This is a genomic window from Salipiger sp. ABN3_019 (assembly GCF_056158605.1).
In genome coordinates, this window is record NZ_JBSWTP010000010.1 from 868,294 (window position 1) to 884,927 (window position 16,634).

The following is a 16,634-nucleotide window of genomic DNA, read 5'->3' on the forward strand; positions in this document are numbered from 1 at the left end:
CGAGGCTGTGGTCGCCGGCCTCGCCCGCGACCATCCCGAGCGCCAAGCATGGTGGGAGCGCATGGAGCGCCGCGCCTCCGATCTGTGGTTTTCTCTGTCGCCCTGGGGGCGGTTGCGGCGGCTCGTCGAGCGCGACCCTGCGCTCGTTGCGGCGCTGCGAGAGGCTTATGCGGACTGCCCGCCGCGCTCGGTTGTCGAGAGCATGATCGCCCGCCCGCCTTCGGCTGGCACCTTCTCGAGCCGCTATTCGCGGGCTGAGCTCCGCGAGAATATCGAGCGCAAGGGCCCCGGCATCTTCGATCTCGAGGGCTATTTCTGTCAGGCCGATGATGGGGAATGCACCGGGTGAGCAGCTGCCACCCCGCTCGCGCCACCATCGTCGCGCCGCCGGGCCATCCATGGCGCGGTCTGCCGCTGCAGCTGCTCGAGCAACGCGAGGGCGCACTCTCCACCAATCTCGGCATCTTCGTTCTGGATCGCTTCGGTAACTGGCGCCACGCATCCTGCGCGGCCATCTCCCTCATGCTGGAGGACTGACCCATGACAGCTTTTTTCATCCTGCTCTATGCGCTCGCGCAGATCGCCGATGTGGTGACCACGCAGCTGGTCATCGATCGCGGCGGCGTCGAGGTGAATCCGCTCGTGCGCTGGCTGATGAAGCGCAGCCGCCAGCGCTGGGCACTCGCGAAGCTGGCGCTGTCCGGTCTCGCCGCCTGCCTCATGATCATCGGCGGTGCCCCGCAGCTTTTGCTGCCGCTCGGGCTGATCGTTGGCATGGTTGCCTTCCGCAATTGGCGCATTCTTCGCCGCATGTCATGACCGGCGAGAGCACGGCGGATCGCCGCGCCTGCGGCTGCATGTTCCATGCCTTCTGCGCGCGCTACGGCTGCCTGAAAAGGGCGGCGAGACCGCTAAAACTTTAGTTACATCGCCTTTGACCGGCGCTGGGAGGCCACCCTACGCTCGTGGCCATGTCACATCGGTTCCTGTTTATCCCGTTGTTTCTCTCGCTCGCGGCCTGCGACACCGACCGCTCGAGCCGGCGAACCACCTCCATTGAAGGCCATGACTTCGAAGTCATGCAATTTCGCCGCCTCCCAAATCAGTATTATGCCGCCCCCGTCGATCGCAGCGTCTACTACCGGCCCTTTCCCGGTTTGCGCCGCAGCAATGTGGCCGCAATCGAAGCGGTCACCGGATGCGAGGTCATCGCGGAGACCATCCACCATCTCGACAACATCTCGACCGAGGCTGAGGTGCGCTGCTGATCTGCGGATCCGGCAAGCCACCGGCGTTTGGAATCCGGTCGCTGCCACCCTGCCACCCCTGCACCCGATTGCACGCTGACCTTGGCTGAAATGGTCAGCCTGCAATCTGGTGTTTACCCATGTCTGAAATCGCAAAATGCGCCGCAAAGCGCTTCCGCTCGGAGCGCGGCTATGGCTTCGTCACTCTGCCCGAGGGCGACGATATTTTCCTCCACCTCTCCATTCTGCGCGAGTGTGGCTTCGAAGCGCCGCCGCAGGGCGCCACGGTCGAGGTCGAGTATCGCCCCTCGCCAAAGGGCCTCGAGGCCATCCGGGTGCTCTCCATCGAGGGCGGCACGCCCGAGCCGGAGGTGCCCATTCCCGACCACATCGTCGCCGCTCGGGTGAAGCTCTTCGACTTCCGCCGCGGCTTCGGCTTTGCCATCCCCTTCGGCTATCCGGGGCGCGATGTCTTCTTCTCCATGGACGCGCTGGACGCCCTGCCGACCGCGCCTGCGCCCGGCGAGGCGGTCGTGCTCGTGCTCGAACCCGGGCCGCGCCCGCGCGCCGAGCGCGTCCTGCGATGGGATCAGGCCAGACAGAATGGGGAGGCTCTCGATGTCGCTTCCTGATCCCTTGACGCCCGAGCAGGTGCAGGCGCTGGCGCGCTCGCTCTCGCGCATCGGCGAGATCGACACCTCGATCAACAAGCTGGGCAAGCTGCTCTCCGACTCTCCGGTGCTGCCCGATGAACTCGGCTCAAAGTTGCGCGCGATCGTCGGGGCGCGGGTGATGCCGCATTTCACCGACGAGCGGCTCGGGCAGGTCATTCTTGCCGCCGCGATCAATGCGCTGCTGCATGAGCGTGGGCTCATCGAGGCGGTCGCGAAGGGCTTTGCGCTCGTGCCCGACGCACCCTGCCCCCGCCAAGAACTCGAGGCTATCTGGGAGACGCACGAATGCGGAACGACGAACCTGTGACCGAGGCGAGCATCGATCTTGGCTGCGGCTGCACCAAGTGCCGCGCGCTCGCCCTGCTACAAACCGCCCGGGTGATCGCGCCTGAAAGCCACGAGGAGGCCCGGCTTCTTCTGCTGATGGCAGCCGCGCTCGATACCGAGGGCACCGCCGGGTGGCTTGCCGCCACCGCGCAGGCGTTCTCGATCTCGCGCCGCATCCTTCGGGACGCGCCACCGCCGCGGAGGATGCACTGATGGCGGTCTGGATCGCGCCGCCCTGGTGGCTTGGCGATGAGGCGCATGCCTATGCCGACACCGCGCTCGAGGCGGAGCGCGCCTCCGTCTCGCGCGTGCTGGGCCCGCATGGCTGCCCCTTGCCCTATGAGGCGCGCCCCACCCTCGGCTTAGATCTGCGCCCGCAGGAGCGGCGTCATGGCTGATCTGCACCGCAACCCGCGCCCGTCTCGTGCGGCGATGAAACACGCGGCGCATCGCCAGCTGTGGCGGCTTGTCGAGGGCGCGGTGACCGACGCCTTCCGCAGCCATCCTGATTATCTCACCGACCGGGGCACCCGCCTTGCGGTCGAGAGCGTTACCAAGCGCGTTGTCGGCACCCTCGTCGGCCACGCCATCCAGACCCGCGAGGGTGGTCGCTTCGGCGGCTCTCGTCGCGCGGCCTCGCTAACAGGCCGCGCAGGCTCCGGCGATTAACGGAGCCAATCCGGGGCGACTTCCTGCGCCCCGTAGCCCGCTCGGCATGCAGGTGCCGGGCGGGCTTTTTCGTGCCCGGCGCCGGGGGTGGCAAGCCTCCGGCGTTTGGATTCCGGTCGCTGCCACCCTGCCAGCCCTGCCCGGCGTTTCAGGGTGTTGCATGTCATCGCAACGAGGAGTTTCCAAAATGACCGCATCGATCAAGCCGCTCTACGTCCGTCTGGCGCAGGCTCAGGAGGTTTTCGGCATCCACCGGGTGACCTTCTACCGATGGGCGGCCGCGGGCCAGATTCGCATCCATAAGAAGGGGGCGATGTCGCTGCTCAAAGTCTCGGAGGTCGAGGCGTTCCTCGAAAACCGTACCGAAGCGTTGCAAGACGTTGCGTCGTAATGCGCGTGCGCTTGGGGGGCTACTTGGGGGGCCGCCGTAGCGGCCACCTTTCACTTTCCTGTCTTTTCAAACACTTAGTCAGGAAAAGTGGTGCCCCCACACGGACTCGAACCGCGGGCCTACTGATTACAAATCAGTTGCTCTACCAGCTGAGCTATAGGGGCACCGTGGGCGCAGGGATATGCCAGCTTGGCCACCGGGTGCAAGGGGGATTTCACCGATTTGCCTTCGCCAAAAGTCCAACCGCCGCCAGACCGACGCCGATCACCAGCACTGCGGCGGGGGCGGCGCCTCCGAGGTTCTCCAGCGATGCCTGATCATGCACGCGGGTTGCCAGCGTCTCATAATTGAACGGGCGCAGGAGCAGCGTCGCGGGAAGCTCCTTCACGCAATCGACGAAGACCAGCAGCAGCGCCGAGGCGACCGAGCCGCGCATCAGCGGCACATAAACCTCGCGCAGGGTCTGGCCCTGCGTGCGGCCGAGCGAGCGCGCCGCGCGGGCGAGGTTGGGCGAGACCCGGCCCATTGCAGCATCCGCCGCGCCTTGGGCGATGGCGAAGAAGCGCACGAAGTAAGAGAGCACCAGCGCAAAGGCCGAGCCGGTCAGCACAAGGCCGATGTCCACGCCGGTGAGCGCCTCGACGCCATCGGCGAGCATATGATCCACCGCCGCGAGCGGGATCAGAATGCCGACGCCCAGCACCGCCCCGGGGGCCGCGTAGCCGATGGTCGAGACCGGCAGCAGCAGCCGCGGCAGTTGGCGTCCCGACAGGCGCACGCCATAGACCAGAAACACCCCGCCCAGCACGGTCAGCACCGCAGCGATACCGCCAACGCTGAGCGTGTTCGCTCCGGCGCGCCAGAGATCCGGGTCCGACCAAGCGCCCGCGTTGTCGAGCGCGTGCCCGAGGATCACCCATGCCGGCAACACAAAGCCCATGGCGAAGGGAATGGCGCAGGCCAGCGCGGCTCCCCATGCCCAGCCCCCCTCAAGGCGCGTGCGCGGCACCGGGCGGTGGCGCGACGAGAGGTTGAAGAACCGCATCTTCCGGCGCGAGCCCTTCTCCAGCAGCACCAGCAGAATCACCAGCGCCAGCACCGTCCCGGCGATCTGCGCCGCGCCGCCCGCGTTGTTGCTCTGCAGCCAGACGCTGAAGATGCCGGTGGTCAGCGTCTGCACCGAGAAGTAATCGACCGTGCCGAAATCATTCACCGCTTCCATCATCGCGATCGCCATGCCCGCGGCGATCGCAGGCCTCGCCAGCGGCAACCCCACCCGCCAGAACCGGGCAAAGGCGCCCTGCCCCAGCGAACGCGCCACCTCATCGGCGCTGCCCGGCTGCTCGCGAAAGGCGTTGCGTGCGAGCAGGTAGACATAGGGGTAAAGCGCCGCCGAGAGCACGAGGATCGCCGCGCCCATCGAGCGGATCTCGGGGAACCAATAGTCGCGCGAGGTCTGCCAGCCAAAGATCTGCCGCAGCCCGGTCTGCACCGGCCCGGCGTATTCCAGAAAATCCACCAGCGCATAGGCGCCCACATAGGCGGGGATCGCCAGTGGCAGCAGCAGCAGCCATTCGAGCCAGCGCCGCCCGGGAAACTCGTAGCGCGCGACCAGCCATGCGGCCCCGGATCCGGCGGCCCCGGCCAGCAGACCAACCCCAGCCATCAGTTTCAGCGTATTGCCGAAATAGCGCGGCAGCGTCGTCGACACGAGATGCGGCCAGATGTTCTCGCTCGGAAAGAGCGCGATCCAGAGCACCGCAAGGATCGGCGCCACCACCACAGACGCGATCAGCGCCGCCCCCAGCGACCACGGGCTCGGCCAGCGCGCGCGAAAGCGGCGGGGGGCGCTGTTGTCGGCAAGGCTCATGGCGGCTCCTTCGTGGATCCCTCTGGGTCGCGCGCGGTTTCGCTCGGGCGCAAAGCGCTTATAGTGCGCCCTAAAGGCAATCGAAAGAGCAGGCGGAACCACAGGGCCATGCAGGTCATTCTTCACATCGGCGTCCATTGCACGGACGAGGACCGGCTGCTCAAGGGACTTCTGCGCAACGCCGACGACTTTCACCGCGAAGGCATCTCTATCCCCGGCCCCTCGCGCTACCGCATGCTGCTCTCGGAAGTGGTCAGCCAACTGGGCGCGGGAGCCCCGGCGCCCGAGGCGCGCGAGGTGATGCTCGACGCGATCCTCAGCGAAGATCCGGCGCTGGTGAAACGGGTGATCCTCAGCCACGAGACGCTTTTGTCGGTGCCCAAGCTGGCGCTCGAAGGCGGCGAGATTTACCGCAAGGCCGAGCGTCGGTTGCAGGCGGTGGCCAAGCTTTTCGACGGCGATGATCTGCAAATCCTCATCGGCCTGCGCGATTTCGCCACGTGGATCCCGGCGATGCTGCGCGCAACGCCGCATGAGACCCCCGAAAGCTTTCTGGCCGGGGCCGATCCGATGCAACTGCGCTGGTCCGACCTTATCGCCCGGATCCGGCAGGCGCTGCCGGACGTGCCGCTGCTGCTGTGGTGCAACGAGGATACGCCGCTGCTCTGGGGGCAAATCCTGCGCGAAGCCGCGGGGATCGAGGCAGAGCGCAAGATCATCGGCAGTTTCGATCTCTTCTCCGAGCTTGTCAGCCCCGAGGCGATGCAGCGGTTCCGCGGCTTCCTGCGGGAGAACCCGCAGGTGAGCGAGGCGCAGAAGCGCCGGGTGATGGCGGCCTTCTTGGAAAAATACGCGCTGCCCGAGGCGATGGAAGAAGAGCTCGACATGCCCGGCTGGGACGCGGCCTATGTGGATATGCTCACCGAGGTATACGACGAAGATGTCTGGCAAATCTCGCAGATGGATGGCGTGCGGGTGTTGGCTCCCTGAGGGCTGACGACACGCGCGGCGCGCGAAAACTTTGGTGTTTGGAACAAAAGGCGCTGCGCACCCGCCCGGAATCAAGGCCGAAGGCCGCCGGGTGAGCGGTCGTTCATTGTGGCGCCATCGGTTCAAGCCCGATGGACGACGCCGTCCCGGCGGGCTGGCGCTTTTCATCGTAGCGCTGCGCTCGGAAATCACTCGGACGTGGCTGGGGTAAAGCGTGCACCTCCAAACTCGCAGCGCCACCCCACGGGCAGGCGCTCGCCCGGCTAACGCGCCGCCAATGCAAACCGCGCAAGGATCAGCCACCGCGCAACGCGCCTCTTGGCGCAGCCGCGCGGCGAGGCTACACCAGCCTTCCCGAAGACCCCCGAACCACCCCGCCGAAAGACCCCAAGGAGGCCGCCCCGTGGACACCCAGACCCGCATCGCCAGCACCATCGCGCGTGAAATTCAGGCCAGCCCGAAGCAGGTGACGGCGGCGGTCGAGCTGCTCGACGGCGGCGCCACGGTGCCCTTCGTGGCGCGCTACCGCAAGGAAGTCACCGGCGGGCTCGACGACACGCAACTGCGCAACCTGTCGGAACGGCTCACCTATCTGCGCGAGATGGAAGCCCGCCGCCGCGCCATACACGACTCGATCAAGGAACAGGGCAAGCTGACGGACGCGCTGGAGAAATCCATCGCGGGCGCCGAGACCAAGGCCGCGCTGGAAGACATCTACCTGCCCTATAAGCCCAAGCGCCGCACCCGCGCTATGATCGCCCGCGAGAACGGGCTCGAGCCGCTGCTGCGCGCCATCGAAGAGAACCGCAACGCCGATCCGGCCAAGCTGGCCGAGGGCTACCTTGGCGAGAACGTCGCCGATGTGAAGGCCGCGCTCGACGGCGCACGCGACATCCTTGGCGAAGAGCTGACCGAGAACGCGCCGCTGCTCGGCACCCTGCGCGAGTTCATGCGCGCCGAGGCCTTCATCACCGCCAAACTCGCCCCGGGTAAGGAGCAGGAAGGCGCCAAGTTTTCGGACTATTTCGACCACCGCGAGAAATGGGCCGATATCCCCTCGCACCGCGCGCTGGCGATCCTGCGCGCCTCGAAGGAAGAGGTGGTCACCGTCGACATTGCGCCCGACCCCGAGGTCTCGACCCGCCGCGGCGAGGACATCGTGGCTGCGGCCATCGGCATCCGCGGCGACGGCGCTGGCGACCAATGGCTGCGCGGCGTGGCCGATTGGACATGGCGGGTGAAGCTGAGCCTGTCGATGTATGTGGATCTGATGACCGAGCTGCGCCGCCGCGCGCATGAAGAGGCCATCGCGGTCTTTGCCCGCAACCTCAAGGACCTGCTGCTGGCCGCGCCCGCCGGCTCCAAGGCGACGCTGGGGCTCGATCCCGGCATCCGCACCGGGGTGAAATGCGCCGTGGTGGACGCCACCGGCAAAGTGCTCGACACGGCGACGATCTATCCCTTCCAGCCCAAGAACGACACGCGCGGCGCCACCGCCACGCTGATGGAGCTGATCGCCCGCCATAAGATCGAGCTGATCGCCATCGGCAATGGCACCGCCAGCCGCGAGACCGAACGGCTTGTGGGCAACGTGCTGAAGCTACTGCCCGCGAGCGTGACGAAGCCGACCAAGGTTGTGGTCTCCGAAGCCGGGGCCTCGGTCTATTCGGCCTCGGAAACGGCGGCCAAGGAATTTCCCGATCTCGACGTCTCGCTGCGCGGCGCCGTGTCCATCGCCCGCCGCCTGCAGGACCCGCTCGCCGAGCTGGTGAAGATCACCCCCCAAAGCATCGGTGTCGGCCAATATCAGCACGACGTCGACCAGCGCAAACTGGCGCAGACGCTCGAGGCGGTGGTCGAAGACGCGGTGAACGCCGTGGGCGTCGATCTCAACACCGCCTCTGCGCCGCTCTTGGCGCATGTGGCGGGCCTCGGCCCGTCGCTGGCACAATCTATCGTCAGCCACCGCGACAGCACCGGTGCTTTCCCCTCGCGCAAGGCGCTGCTGAAAGTGGCGGGGCTGGGACCAAAAGCCTTCGAGCAATGCGCGGGCTTCCTGCGCATCCGCGACGGCGCCGAGCCGCTGGACGCCTCCTCGGTCCACCCCGAGGCCTACGGCGTGGCGCGCAAGATCGTCGCCGCCTGCGGGCGCGACATCCGCCAGATCATGGGCCAGCCGCAGGCGCTCAAGGGGCTGCGCGCCGAAGAGTTCGTCGACGGCGCCTTCGGCCTGCCCACGGTGCGCGACATTCTCTCGGAGCTGGAAAAGCCCGGCCGCGACCCGCGCCCCGACTTCGTCACCGCCAGCTTCACCGATGGCGTGGAAGAGATCACCGATCTGCGCCCCGGCATGATGCTTGAGGGCACGGTGACCAACGTCGCGGCGTTCGGCGCCTTCGTCGACATTGGCGTGCATCAGGACGGTCTGGTGCATGTGAGCCAGCTGGCCGACCGCTTCGTAAAGGACCCGCATGAGGTGGTGAAGGCGGGCGACGTGGTGAAGGTCCGCGTCACCGAGGTGGACGTGCCACGCAAGCGCATCGGGCTTTCGATGCGCAAGGATGGCAGCGGTCGCGAGGCGGCGCAGGACCGGCGCGCCCAGCCCGACAAAGGGCGCGGCGGCGCACCGCGCGGCAAGGGCGGCCCCGGTAAAGGTCCGCGCGGGCCGATGAGCAGCGGGCCCAAAGGAGCCTCCAAGGGCGGCTCGGGCGGCGGTCAGGGCGCGCTTGGCGCGGCACTGATGGACGCGATGAAGAAGAAGCGCTGAACCCCGCGCTGCGCTCAAGCTGCCGGCGACAGCGTATCCCCGGCAGCCTTTCGCGGATCAGAGATAGCTCTGCAGCATCTCCATGTCGGCCTCGGTCAGCGCGACGCCCTTTTGCTCGGCCTCGGCCCGGATCTTGGCGCGGCGGTCGCCCGGTAGGCGCTCCTGCCCCGCCGCCCGCACCGTGTCAGACAGCGCGGCGACACGGGTCGCAAAGCCGTGGCTGCCACCGTGCTCGGGATCCATCACCAGCAGGAACTGACCGGTGAGCGGGATCTTCGCCCCTTCGTGCTGCGACCAGTCCACCTCGGTCGAGAACGCCCCGCCGGTGAAGGCGGCGGCGAGGATCTCGATGGTCATGGCAATCGACGCGCCCTTATGGCCGCCGAAGGGCAGCAGCGCGCCACCGTTCAGGATGACATTCGGATCATTGGTCGGCTGGCCCTCGGCATCGACGCCGGTGCCGGGCCTCAGCTCATGCCCCTCGCGCGCGGCGATCTGTACGTCGCCATGCGCCAGAGCGCTCGCCGCCTGATCCCAGACATAGGGCGCCTGCCCCGCGCGCGGCGCGGCAAAGGCCATCGGGTTGGTGCCGAAGACCGGCGTCTTGCCGCCCGGCGGCACCGCCACGGCCATGGAGTTGACCACGCTCAGCGCCACCAGCCCCTCTTCGGCAAAGGGCTCCACATCCGGCCAGAGCGCGCTGAAATGCTGCGAGTTGCGGATCGCCAGCGCCGCGACGCCCTCGGCCCGCGCTTTCGCCACCAGACGCGCGCGCGCCTCGGCCAGCGCCACCTGTGCAAAGCCGCCCTGCGCATCGACCCGGATCAGCGTGCCGCCGTCCTCGTCGATCACCGGCATGGCGCTGGGATTGCCCCAGCCGCTCCGAAGCGTCGAGACATAGCCCGGAATGCGGAACACCCCGTGGCTCAGCCCGCCGTCACGCTGGCAGGTGGCACAATTGGTCGCCAGCACCTGCGCCACGCGCGGCGGCAGGCCCTGACCTTCAAAGATTCGCGTCAGCAGACCGACCAACTCGTCAAAGGGAAGGCTCACCTCGCTCATGCGGCCAACTCGCGGGTGACCAGCTCGATCCAATAGCGCATGCCGGGCAGGATCGCCTCGTCGTTGAAATTATACGAGGGGTTGTGCAGCTCGGCGCTGTCGCCGTTGCCGTACCAGACGATCGCACCGGGGCGCTTCTCCAGCATGTAGGAGAAATCCTCCGAGCCCATCATCCGGTCGCAATTGTCATCGACATTCTCGGGCCCCGCCACAGCCGCCGCCGCGCCGACGGCCACAGCCGCTTTGCCGGCATTGTTGGCGGTGACCGGATAGCCCGGACGCCAGTCAAGCTCGACCTCGCAGCCGAACTGCTCGGCCCCGGCGTTGAGAAGACGGCGCAGATGGCCCTCGATCTCGGCCCTTGTCTCGGAATTCATCGTGCGGATCGTGCCGCCGAATGTGGCTGTGTCGGGGATCACGTTGAGCGCCCTGCCCGACCCAGCCTCGAGGTAGGTGATCGAGACAACCACCTGATCGAAGGGATCGGAAAACCGCGACACCAACGTCTGCGCCGAGGCGATAAGATGCGCCGCCGCGACCACCGGGTCAATCGACATGGTGGGCGCCGAAGCATGGCCGCCGCGCCCGGTCACCGTCACCACGAAACGATCCCCCGCCGCCATCAGCGGGCCGGGGCGCGTGGCGAACTGGCCCACCGGCAGGCCCGGCTTGTTGTGCATCGCATAGACGCTTTCGATGCCGAAGCGCTCCAGCAGCCCCTCCTCGATCATCGTGCGTGCGCCCGCGCCACCCTCTTCGGCGGGCTGGAAGATCAGCGCCACGGTGCCCGCGAAGTCGCGGGTCTCGCACATGTACTGCGCCGCGGCGAGCAGCGTCGCCGTATGCCCATCATGGCCGCAGGCGTGCATCATGCCGGGGATCTTCGAGGCGTAGGGAAGGTTGGTCTTCTCGTCCATCGGCAGCGCATCCATATCGGCGCGCAGCCCGATCACCGGGCCCTCGCCCTTGGCCCCTTTGATCAGCGCCACGATGCCGGTCTTTGCGATGCCGGGAGCGATCTCATCGACGCCAAAACCCTTCAGCTTTTCTTCGACGAAGGCGGCGGTGATGGGCAGATCGTAAAGAAGTTCGGGCTGTTCGTGGATGCTGCGGCGCCAGCTTTTCGCCGTTTCGGCGATGCGGGCCATATCGTCTGCGTGGGTCACGCGGGTCTCTCCTGTTGTCTCGATCCGGCGGCGCGGGGCGCATTGCGGCGCGGCCATGCCGGATCACGCGCGCATGCTTGCAGAAGCGCAGGCGAAGGCCAAGACGGTCAGAGAGAATCTTCGACGCGAAAGCCCTCGGGGATCTCGTCGCGCCCCTCGAGCAGCAGATCGGCCATCACCTGCGCCACCTTGGGGGCCATGCCGAAGCCGATCTTGAAGCCGCCATTGGCGATGAACACACCCTTGCGCCCCGGCCAGCCGCCCAGCATCGGCGCGCGGCTGCGTGCGCGCGGGCGCACCCCGGCCCAGCGTTCGATCACCTCGGCGCCATGCAGCGCGGGCACCGCCAGCGCGGCGCGGGCGACCAGATCGTCGCATTGATCGTCGGTGGCGGTGGGATCGTCGAACTCGCGCTCCGAGGTCGAGCCGATGGCCACCGTGCCGTCGCTGTGCGGCACCACATGCAGCCCGCCCGCAAAGAGCTGCGGCACCTCGCCCGCATCGAAGCGCAGGCTCACCGACTGGCCCTTCACCCCGGTGCCGACCCTCTTGCCAAGCGCCTGCGACAGATCCTCGAGCCCGCGCCAGCCCGCAGCCCAAAGCACCTGCCCTGCGTCCTCGGCCTCCGGCTGCACCTCCACGCCGCGCACCGCCAAGGCCGCGACCAGCGCAGCGCAGGCGCGGCGCGGGTTCATCCGCGCGGTCAGCGTGTCATGCACCAGCAGCCCGGTTGGAGAGACCGGCGCCCAATCCCCCGCCTCTTCTGCCTTGATCACCCGCCAGACCGCGTGATCGCCCCAAAGCTGCCGCGCCGTCTCTTCGCGCCCGCGCGCCAGATCCACCGCCTTGTCGTCGGCCAGCGGCTGCAAACGCCCCAGACGGCCATAGCCCGCCGAGACGCCGCCGGTCTCCTCCACAGCGGCCCAAAAGCCCGCCGCCATCAGCAGGCTTTCCAGCTGGAACGCCTTCTTGGGGTTCCAGTTCTCGGGCACATGCGGCGCCAGCGCCCCCACCTGCCCGCCGCTCGATCCGCTGCCCGCGCCGAAGGGATCGACCACCCGCACCCGCGCGCCGCGCTGCACGCAGGCCCAGGCGATCGACAGGCCGAAAATCCCCGCCCCGCGCACCGTCACATCCACGCCATTCTGCCCGCTTGCCATTCCGACCACTCCGCTTCATGTAGGATCACAGTTCTAGGACAGGTGCGCAGAATGAGCCAGCCCGACACCCCCCGGCCCGATCCCCTGCTGCCCGACGATGCACCGGAGTGGCGGGACGGAGACGTGCCGGTCTCACCACGCTTCGACGATCCCTATTATTCGCTCGAGAACGGCCTTGCCGAAACCCGCCACACGTTTCACGCGGGCAATGATCTGCCAGCGCGGCTGGTGGATGGGTTTCATGTGGCCGAACTGGGCTTCGGCACCGGGCTGAACCTGCTGGCGACGCTGGCGCTCTGGCGCGCAGAGGACATCCCCGGCGCCCTGCGTTTCACCACTTTCGAAGCCTTCCCCCTTGGCGCCGAGGACATGCTGCGCGCGCAGGCCGCCTTTCCCGAGCTTTCGGATATCGCTGCGGAACTTGCGCCCTTCTGGCAGCAGAACGCCCGCGCCTTTTCGCTGCCCGCCCTGCAGTTCACCATGGTCGAGGGCGACGCGCGGCAGACCCTTGCCGCATGGGAGCAGCGGGCCGATGCGTGGTTCCTCGACGGCTTCTCGCCGGCCAAGAACCCCGAGCTTTGGGGCCCTGATCTGATGGCCGAGGTCGCCCGCCACACCGCCCCGGGCGGCAGCGCCGCCACCTATACCGCGGCAGGCCATGTGCGCCGTGCGCTCGCTGACGCGGGGTTCGAGGTGACCCGCCAGCCCGGCCATGGCCGCAAACGCCATATGACCGTCGCGAAAATGCCTCTCGCAAGGACGCCCTGAATGGCCCAGCAGAACACCCGCCTCGGCATCTGGCTGATGGTGCTGACCACCTTCATCTTCTCGGTGCAGGACGTTCTGTCCCGACATCTATCCGAGGCCACCAACGTCTATATGGTGACGATGGTGCGCTACTGGTTCTTCGCGCTTTTCGTGCTGACGCTGGCCGCGCGCCACAAGGGCGGGCTGCGCGCCGCCGCCAAAAGCGGCCAGCCGCTGCTGCAGGCCTTCCGCGGCGTGCTCTTGGTGCTCGAGATCTGCGTGATGGTCTCGGCCTTCGTCTATCTCGGCCTCGTGGAAAGCCACGCGGTCTTTGCCTGCTACCCGCTGCTCATCGCGGCGCTCTCGGGCCCGGTGCTGGGCGAAAAGGTCGGCTGGCGCCGCTGGAGCGCGATCGGCATCGGATTTCTTGGCATCCTGATCATCCTGCAGCCCTCGGGCGGGGTGTTCTCGCCGCTCGCCGCCATCCCGCTGCTGGCGGCGCTGATGTTCGCCCTTTACGGGCTGCTGACCCGCCGCGTGGCGCGCACCGACAGCGCCGCCACCTCGTTCTTCTGGACCGGCACCGTGGGCGTCGCCACCGCCACGCTCATCGGCATGTGGTTCTGGGAGCCGATGAGCGCCCCTGACTGGGCGATGATGGCGGCGCTCTGCGTCACCGGCGCGGCGGGGCATTTCACCTTGATCAAATGCTATGAGGTGGCCGAAGCCTCGGCGGTGCAACCCTTCGCCTACCTGCAGCTGGTCTTCGCCTCGGCCTTCGGCATGCTGGTCTTCGGCGAGACGCTGCGGCCCAATGTGGCGCTCGGTGCCGCGATCATCACCTGCGCGGGCATCTTCACATTGATCCGGGCCCGAAAGGCGGCGCAGGGCTAAGCCGCAGCAAACTCAGACAGGGCGCGCCGCACCAGCCGCGCGTCCCTTGCTTCTTCTCTTTAAAAATACGCAAATCCGGCGCGGCCACCCGCACCGCGCTGCTCAGATGAGCAACTCCCGCAGCATCGCAAAACGTGGCGACGCCTTCGACATCGAACACAAGCGTCACGACGACCTGCCCCCGCCTGCATGACTGCAAACACTTGATACAAGAAGCGCCTTTGCGGTGGCGCAGCGATGCTTGCGCAAAGGGCCCCGCCGTGGCGGAGCCCCTGTCTGTCGAGCGAAAATGCAGGGTTACTGCTGGGCCGGGATCTGCTGCACGAGGCCGCGCTTGAGCTCGCGGTCGAAGGTCTTGGCAGTGGTGGCGACGACCGCTTCGGGAGTCTCCTTGTCGAGCCACATCGCCTCGACGTCCTTGACCAGCACATCGGTGGTCTTGGCGGGGAAGAAGGTCTGCACCTTGTAGCCGAAACGACCGTCGGCCACGGCGCCCGACACGGCGGTCGCCGCGTCGAAATAGGCCTTCACAACGCCGCTCGCCTCGGGATCGGTGGGGAAGTCCTGCAGCGGGATCGACCAGTAGCCCGGCCAGACCGTGGCGATGTCGACGGCGAAACGCTTGGACATGATCATGTCGAGCACCTCTGCCGCGCCCTCGATCACTTCCGAGTTGGCGTTGACCGACAGCGCGAAGGCCGCGCCGACCGAGTAGTTCGGGTAAGCCACGGCGTCCGACAGCTGCGGGAAGGCGGCCCAACCGATGTCATCGGCCTTGTCGCCGGTAAAATAGCTCATCGCCCATTGGAACGCGAAGGAGGGCGCGAAGAAGAACGGCGTCTTCTCTTCGGCCAGTGCCGAGATCGAGCTGTCGAAGTTGAGCGAGAAATAGTCGTCGCCGCCCAGATAGCCCGCCTTGTAGTAGCGGTTCAGCTCTTCCATCGCCGCCAGCATCTCGGGGCTGTCGAAGCTGGCCTCGCCGGTGAGCATCTTTTCAAGCTCGGCGGGCGGCACGAATTGGTTGATGAAGGTCGAGGAATAGTTCTCGTTGATCGGCTGCCAGCCATTGTTGCCGACGGCAGAGGCATACATGCCCTTTTCCTGCGCGGCCTTCATGATCTCTTCCAGCTCTGCGCCGGTCTTGGGAACCTCCCAGCCGTTCTCTTCGAGCACTTTGGCGTTGTAGAACATGCCGTCCGACACCAGCGAGGGCGTCATGCAGTAAAGCCCGCCCTGCTGAGTGCAGGCCTGCATCGACGGCGCGACGATACGGTCGTTCCAGCCGTATTTCTCGGCGTAGTCGCTGAGGTCGGCAAGCTTGCCCGCTTTGGCCAGCGGCGAGACCCACGACGGGCCCGAGGTGTAGACGATGTCCGGCCCTTCGCCCGCCATGACCGAAACGCGCACATCATTGTCGACGTCGTTCTTGTATTCGATCACCAGATCATAGGTGTCCTGCGCGTCGTGGAAGGGCTGGACCAGCGTGGTTTCCAGCGCCTCGCGGTACTCGGGGGACGCGCCCCAGAACCAGAGCGTGACGGTCTCGCGCGCCGCCGCCTGCAGCGGCAGCAGGGCGACGGTCGTGGCCAGAAGGGCAAAACGGGTGGAGCGGGTCATGGGAGGGATCCTGTTGGGAGGTTGGGTGTTGGGAGGAGGTTATTGCGGGTACCGCAGGCGCTGGCCTTGAGCATCGAAGTAGAGGCACTGCGCGGCTTCTGCCGAGAGGCGCAGCCTGTCGCCCGGTGCGGGGCGCGCGCCACGGGTTTCGACGCAGAGACGGGTGCCGCCCGCGTCGAGATAGGAAAAGCCAAGGTTGCCGAGATCCTCGGTGAAGAGCACCTCTGCCTCGATCGGCCCCTCGGGGTCGATGCGCAGATGTTCGGGGCGGATGCCGATCTGCGCGGCGGCCTCGGGCGCTTGCGGCAGCGGCAGGCGGCCAGTCTCTACGAGGTTGATCTTAGGCGAGCCGATGAAGCCCGCGACAAAGGCATTGGCGGGATCGTTGTAAAGCTCGAGCGGACGGCCCACCTGCTCGATCCGCCCGCCGTTCAGCACCACGATGCGGTCGGCCAGCGTCATCGCCTCGGTCTGATCATGGGTGACATAGATCATCGTATTGCCAAGCTCGCGGTGCAGCCGGGCGATCTCGATGCGCATCTCGACGCGCAGTTCCGCGTCGAGGTTCGACAGCGGCTCGTCAAAGAGGAAGATCTCGGGGCTGCGGGCCAAGGCGCGCCCGATGGCGACGCGCTGGCGCTGCCCACCCGAAAGCGCGGCGGGGCGGCGGTCGAGATAGGGCTCGAGCCGCAGCAGGCGGGCAATCTCTTCGGCGCGGGCGCGGCGCTGCGGCTTCGGCACATTGCGGATCTTCAGCCCGAAGGCGATGTTCTCGGCCACCGTCAGATGCGGGTAGAGCGCGTAGCCCTGAAACACCATGGCCACGTTGCGCTCGACCGGCGGCAGGCGCGTGGCGTCGCGCCCGGCGATCTCGATGCGGCCGGTGTCGATGCCCTCAAGCCCGGCGATGGTGCGCAGCAGCGTGGACTTGCCACAGCCCGAAGGGCCGACGAAGACGATGAATTCGCCCGCCTCGACGGCGAGATCGAGGCCGCGGATCACTTCCGTCTCGCCATAGGATTTGCGGATCTCGGAGAGCGTCAGCTGCGACAT

The 16,634-nt window shown here is 67.2% G+C and carries 20 protein-coding genes and 1 tRNA gene; 14 read left to right on the forward strand and 7 right to left on the reverse strand.

From position 1 onward, the window contains the following. The first annotated feature begins 7 nt into the window (after positions 1–7). From ACXAD2_RS26075 to ACXAD2_RS26120, 10 genes are all read left to right on the forward strand, one after another. On the forward strand, positions 8–349 hold the full coding sequence (locus ACXAD2_RS26075) for a hypothetical protein (RefSeq protein WP_475177100.1): 342 nt from the start codon (positions 8–10) through the stop codon (positions 347–349). After that, on the forward strand, positions 346–537 hold the full coding sequence (locus ACXAD2_RS26080) for a hypothetical protein (protein ID WP_475177102.1): 192 nt from the start codon (positions 346–348) through the stop codon (positions 535–537). Before ACXAD2_RS26075 ends, ACXAD2_RS26080 begins: the two co-directional genes overlap by 4 nt. A 3-nt stretch (positions 538–540) precedes the next feature. Further along, positions 541–819: a DUF5658 family protein gene (locus tag ACXAD2_RS26085; RefSeq protein ID WP_475177105.1), complete on the forward strand. Its 279-nt coding sequence runs from the start codon at positions 541–543 to the stop codon at positions 817–819. Positions 820–971: 152 nt separating this feature from the next. Further along, positions 972–1,268 (forward strand): hypothetical protein, encoded by a 297-nt coding sequence (locus ACXAD2_RS26090; RefSeq protein WP_475177107.1) that lies wholly within the window; start codon positions 972–974, stop codon positions 1,266–1,268. Positions 1,269–1,387: 119 nt separating this feature from the next. Beyond that, a complete protein-coding gene (locus ACXAD2_RS26095; RefSeq protein ID WP_475177108.1) occupies positions 1,388–1,879 on the forward strand; it encodes a cold-shock protein in 492 nt (163 codons plus the stop codon). Beyond that, positions 1,866–2,228, forward strand: coding sequence for a hypothetical protein (locus ACXAD2_RS26100; protein ID WP_475177110.1), 363 nt, complete (start codon positions 1,866–1,868; stop codon positions 2,226–2,228). The genes ACXAD2_RS26095 and ACXAD2_RS26100 overlap by 14 nt, the downstream gene beginning before the upstream one ends. After that, positions 2,207–2,461, forward strand: a complete 255-nt coding sequence (locus tag ACXAD2_RS26105; RefSeq protein WP_475177112.1) for a hypothetical protein — start codon at positions 2,207–2,209, stop codon at positions 2,459–2,461. Before ACXAD2_RS26100 ends, ACXAD2_RS26105 begins: the two co-directional genes overlap by 22 nt. Beyond that, positions 2,461–2,646 (forward strand): hypothetical protein, encoded by a 186-nt coding sequence (locus ACXAD2_RS26110; protein ID WP_475177113.1) that lies wholly within the window; start codon positions 2,461–2,463, stop codon positions 2,644–2,646. Before ACXAD2_RS26105 ends, ACXAD2_RS26110 begins: the two co-directional genes overlap by 1 nt. Next, the gene (locus ACXAD2_RS26115; RefSeq protein ID WP_475177115.1) at positions 2,639–2,917 is read left to right on the forward strand and encodes a hypothetical protein; all 279 of its coding nucleotides are present in this window, start codon (positions 2,639–2,641) and stop codon (positions 2,915–2,917) included. Before ACXAD2_RS26110 ends, ACXAD2_RS26115 begins: the two co-directional genes overlap by 8 nt. A gap of 187 nt (positions 2,918–3,104) precedes the next feature. Beyond that, a complete protein-coding gene (locus tag ACXAD2_RS26120) occupies positions 3,105–3,308 on the forward strand; it encodes a helix-turn-helix domain-containing protein (protein ID WP_164181486.1) in 204 nt (67 codons plus the stop codon). 88 nt (positions 3,309–3,396) lie between these two features. Here the strand turns inward: ACXAD2_RS26120 and ACXAD2_RS26125 are convergent. Both ACXAD2_RS26125 and ACXAD2_RS26130 read right to left on the reverse strand, forming a co-directional pair. Next, a tRNA-Thr gene (locus ACXAD2_RS26125) sits at positions 3,397–3,472 on the reverse strand. A 50-nt stretch (positions 3,473–3,522) separates the two neighbouring features. After that, the gene (locus ACXAD2_RS26130) at positions 3,523–5,178 is read right to left on the reverse strand and encodes an ABC transporter permease (RefSeq protein WP_475177117.1); all 1,656 of its coding nucleotides are present in this window, start codon (positions 5,176–5,178) and stop codon (positions 3,523–3,525) included. Between the two features lie 108 nt (positions 5,179–5,286). On the opposite strand from ACXAD2_RS26130, the gene ACXAD2_RS26135 reads away from it, so the two are divergent. Beyond that, the gene (locus ACXAD2_RS26135; RefSeq protein WP_475177119.1) at positions 5,287–6,168 is read left to right on the forward strand and encodes a hypothetical protein; all 882 of its coding nucleotides are present in this window, start codon (positions 5,287–5,289) and stop codon (positions 6,166–6,168) included. Between the two features lie 403 nt (positions 6,169–6,571). Then, positions 6,572–8,935, forward strand: coding sequence for a Tex family protein (locus ACXAD2_RS26140; protein ID WP_475177121.1), 2,364 nt, complete (start codon positions 6,572–6,574; stop codon positions 8,933–8,935). Positions 8,936–8,992: 57 nt separating this feature from the next. Here ACXAD2_RS26140 and ACXAD2_RS26145 read toward each other — a convergent pair whose 3' ends face one another. From ACXAD2_RS26145 to ACXAD2_RS26155, 3 genes are all read right to left on the reverse strand, one after another. After that, a complete protein-coding gene (locus tag ACXAD2_RS26145) occupies positions 8,993–9,997 on the reverse strand; it encodes an Ldh family oxidoreductase (RefSeq protein ID WP_475177124.1) in 1,005 nt (334 codons plus the stop codon). After that, entirely contained in the window at positions 9,994–11,163 is a 1,170-nt protein-coding gene (locus ACXAD2_RS26150) for an amidohydrolase (RefSeq protein ID WP_475177125.1), read from the reverse strand. Before ACXAD2_RS26150 ends, ACXAD2_RS26145 begins: the two co-directional genes overlap by 4 nt. 107 nt (positions 11,164–11,270) lie before the next feature. After that, positions 11,271–12,323 carry an NAD(P)/FAD-dependent oxidoreductase gene (locus ACXAD2_RS26155; protein ID WP_475177126.1) on the reverse strand — a complete coding sequence of 351 codons (1,053 nt, stop codon included), beginning with the start codon at positions 12,321–12,323 and terminating at the stop codon, positions 11,271–11,273. A gap of 51 nt (positions 12,324–12,374) precedes the next feature. Between ACXAD2_RS26155 and mnmC2 the strand changes: the two genes are divergently transcribed. After that, on the forward strand, positions 12,375–13,091 hold the full coding sequence (gene mnmC2 / locus ACXAD2_RS26160) for a tRNA (5-methylaminomethyl-2-thiouridine)(34)-methyltransferase MnmC2 (protein ID WP_475177128.1): 717 nt from the start codon (positions 12,375–12,377) through the stop codon (positions 13,089–13,091). Beyond that, positions 13,092–13,964: a DMT family transporter gene (locus tag ACXAD2_RS26165; RefSeq protein WP_224904864.1), complete on the forward strand. Its 873-nt coding sequence runs from the start codon at positions 13,092–13,094 to the stop codon at positions 13,962–13,964. A 297-nt stretch (positions 13,965–14,261) separates the two neighbouring features. Here the strand turns inward: ACXAD2_RS26165 and ACXAD2_RS26170 are convergent, their stop codons facing one another. Continuing rightward, positions 14,262–15,581, reverse strand: coding sequence for an ABC transporter substrate-binding protein (locus ACXAD2_RS26170; RefSeq protein ID WP_475177131.1), 1,320 nt, complete (start codon positions 15,579–15,581; stop codon positions 14,262–14,264). 39 nt (positions 15,582–15,620) lie between these two features. Continuing rightward, positions 15,621–16,634 carry an ABC transporter ATP-binding protein gene (locus ACXAD2_RS26175; RefSeq protein WP_475177133.1) on the reverse strand — a complete coding sequence of 338 codons (1,014 nt, stop codon included), beginning with the start codon at positions 16,632–16,634 and terminating at the stop codon, positions 15,621–15,623.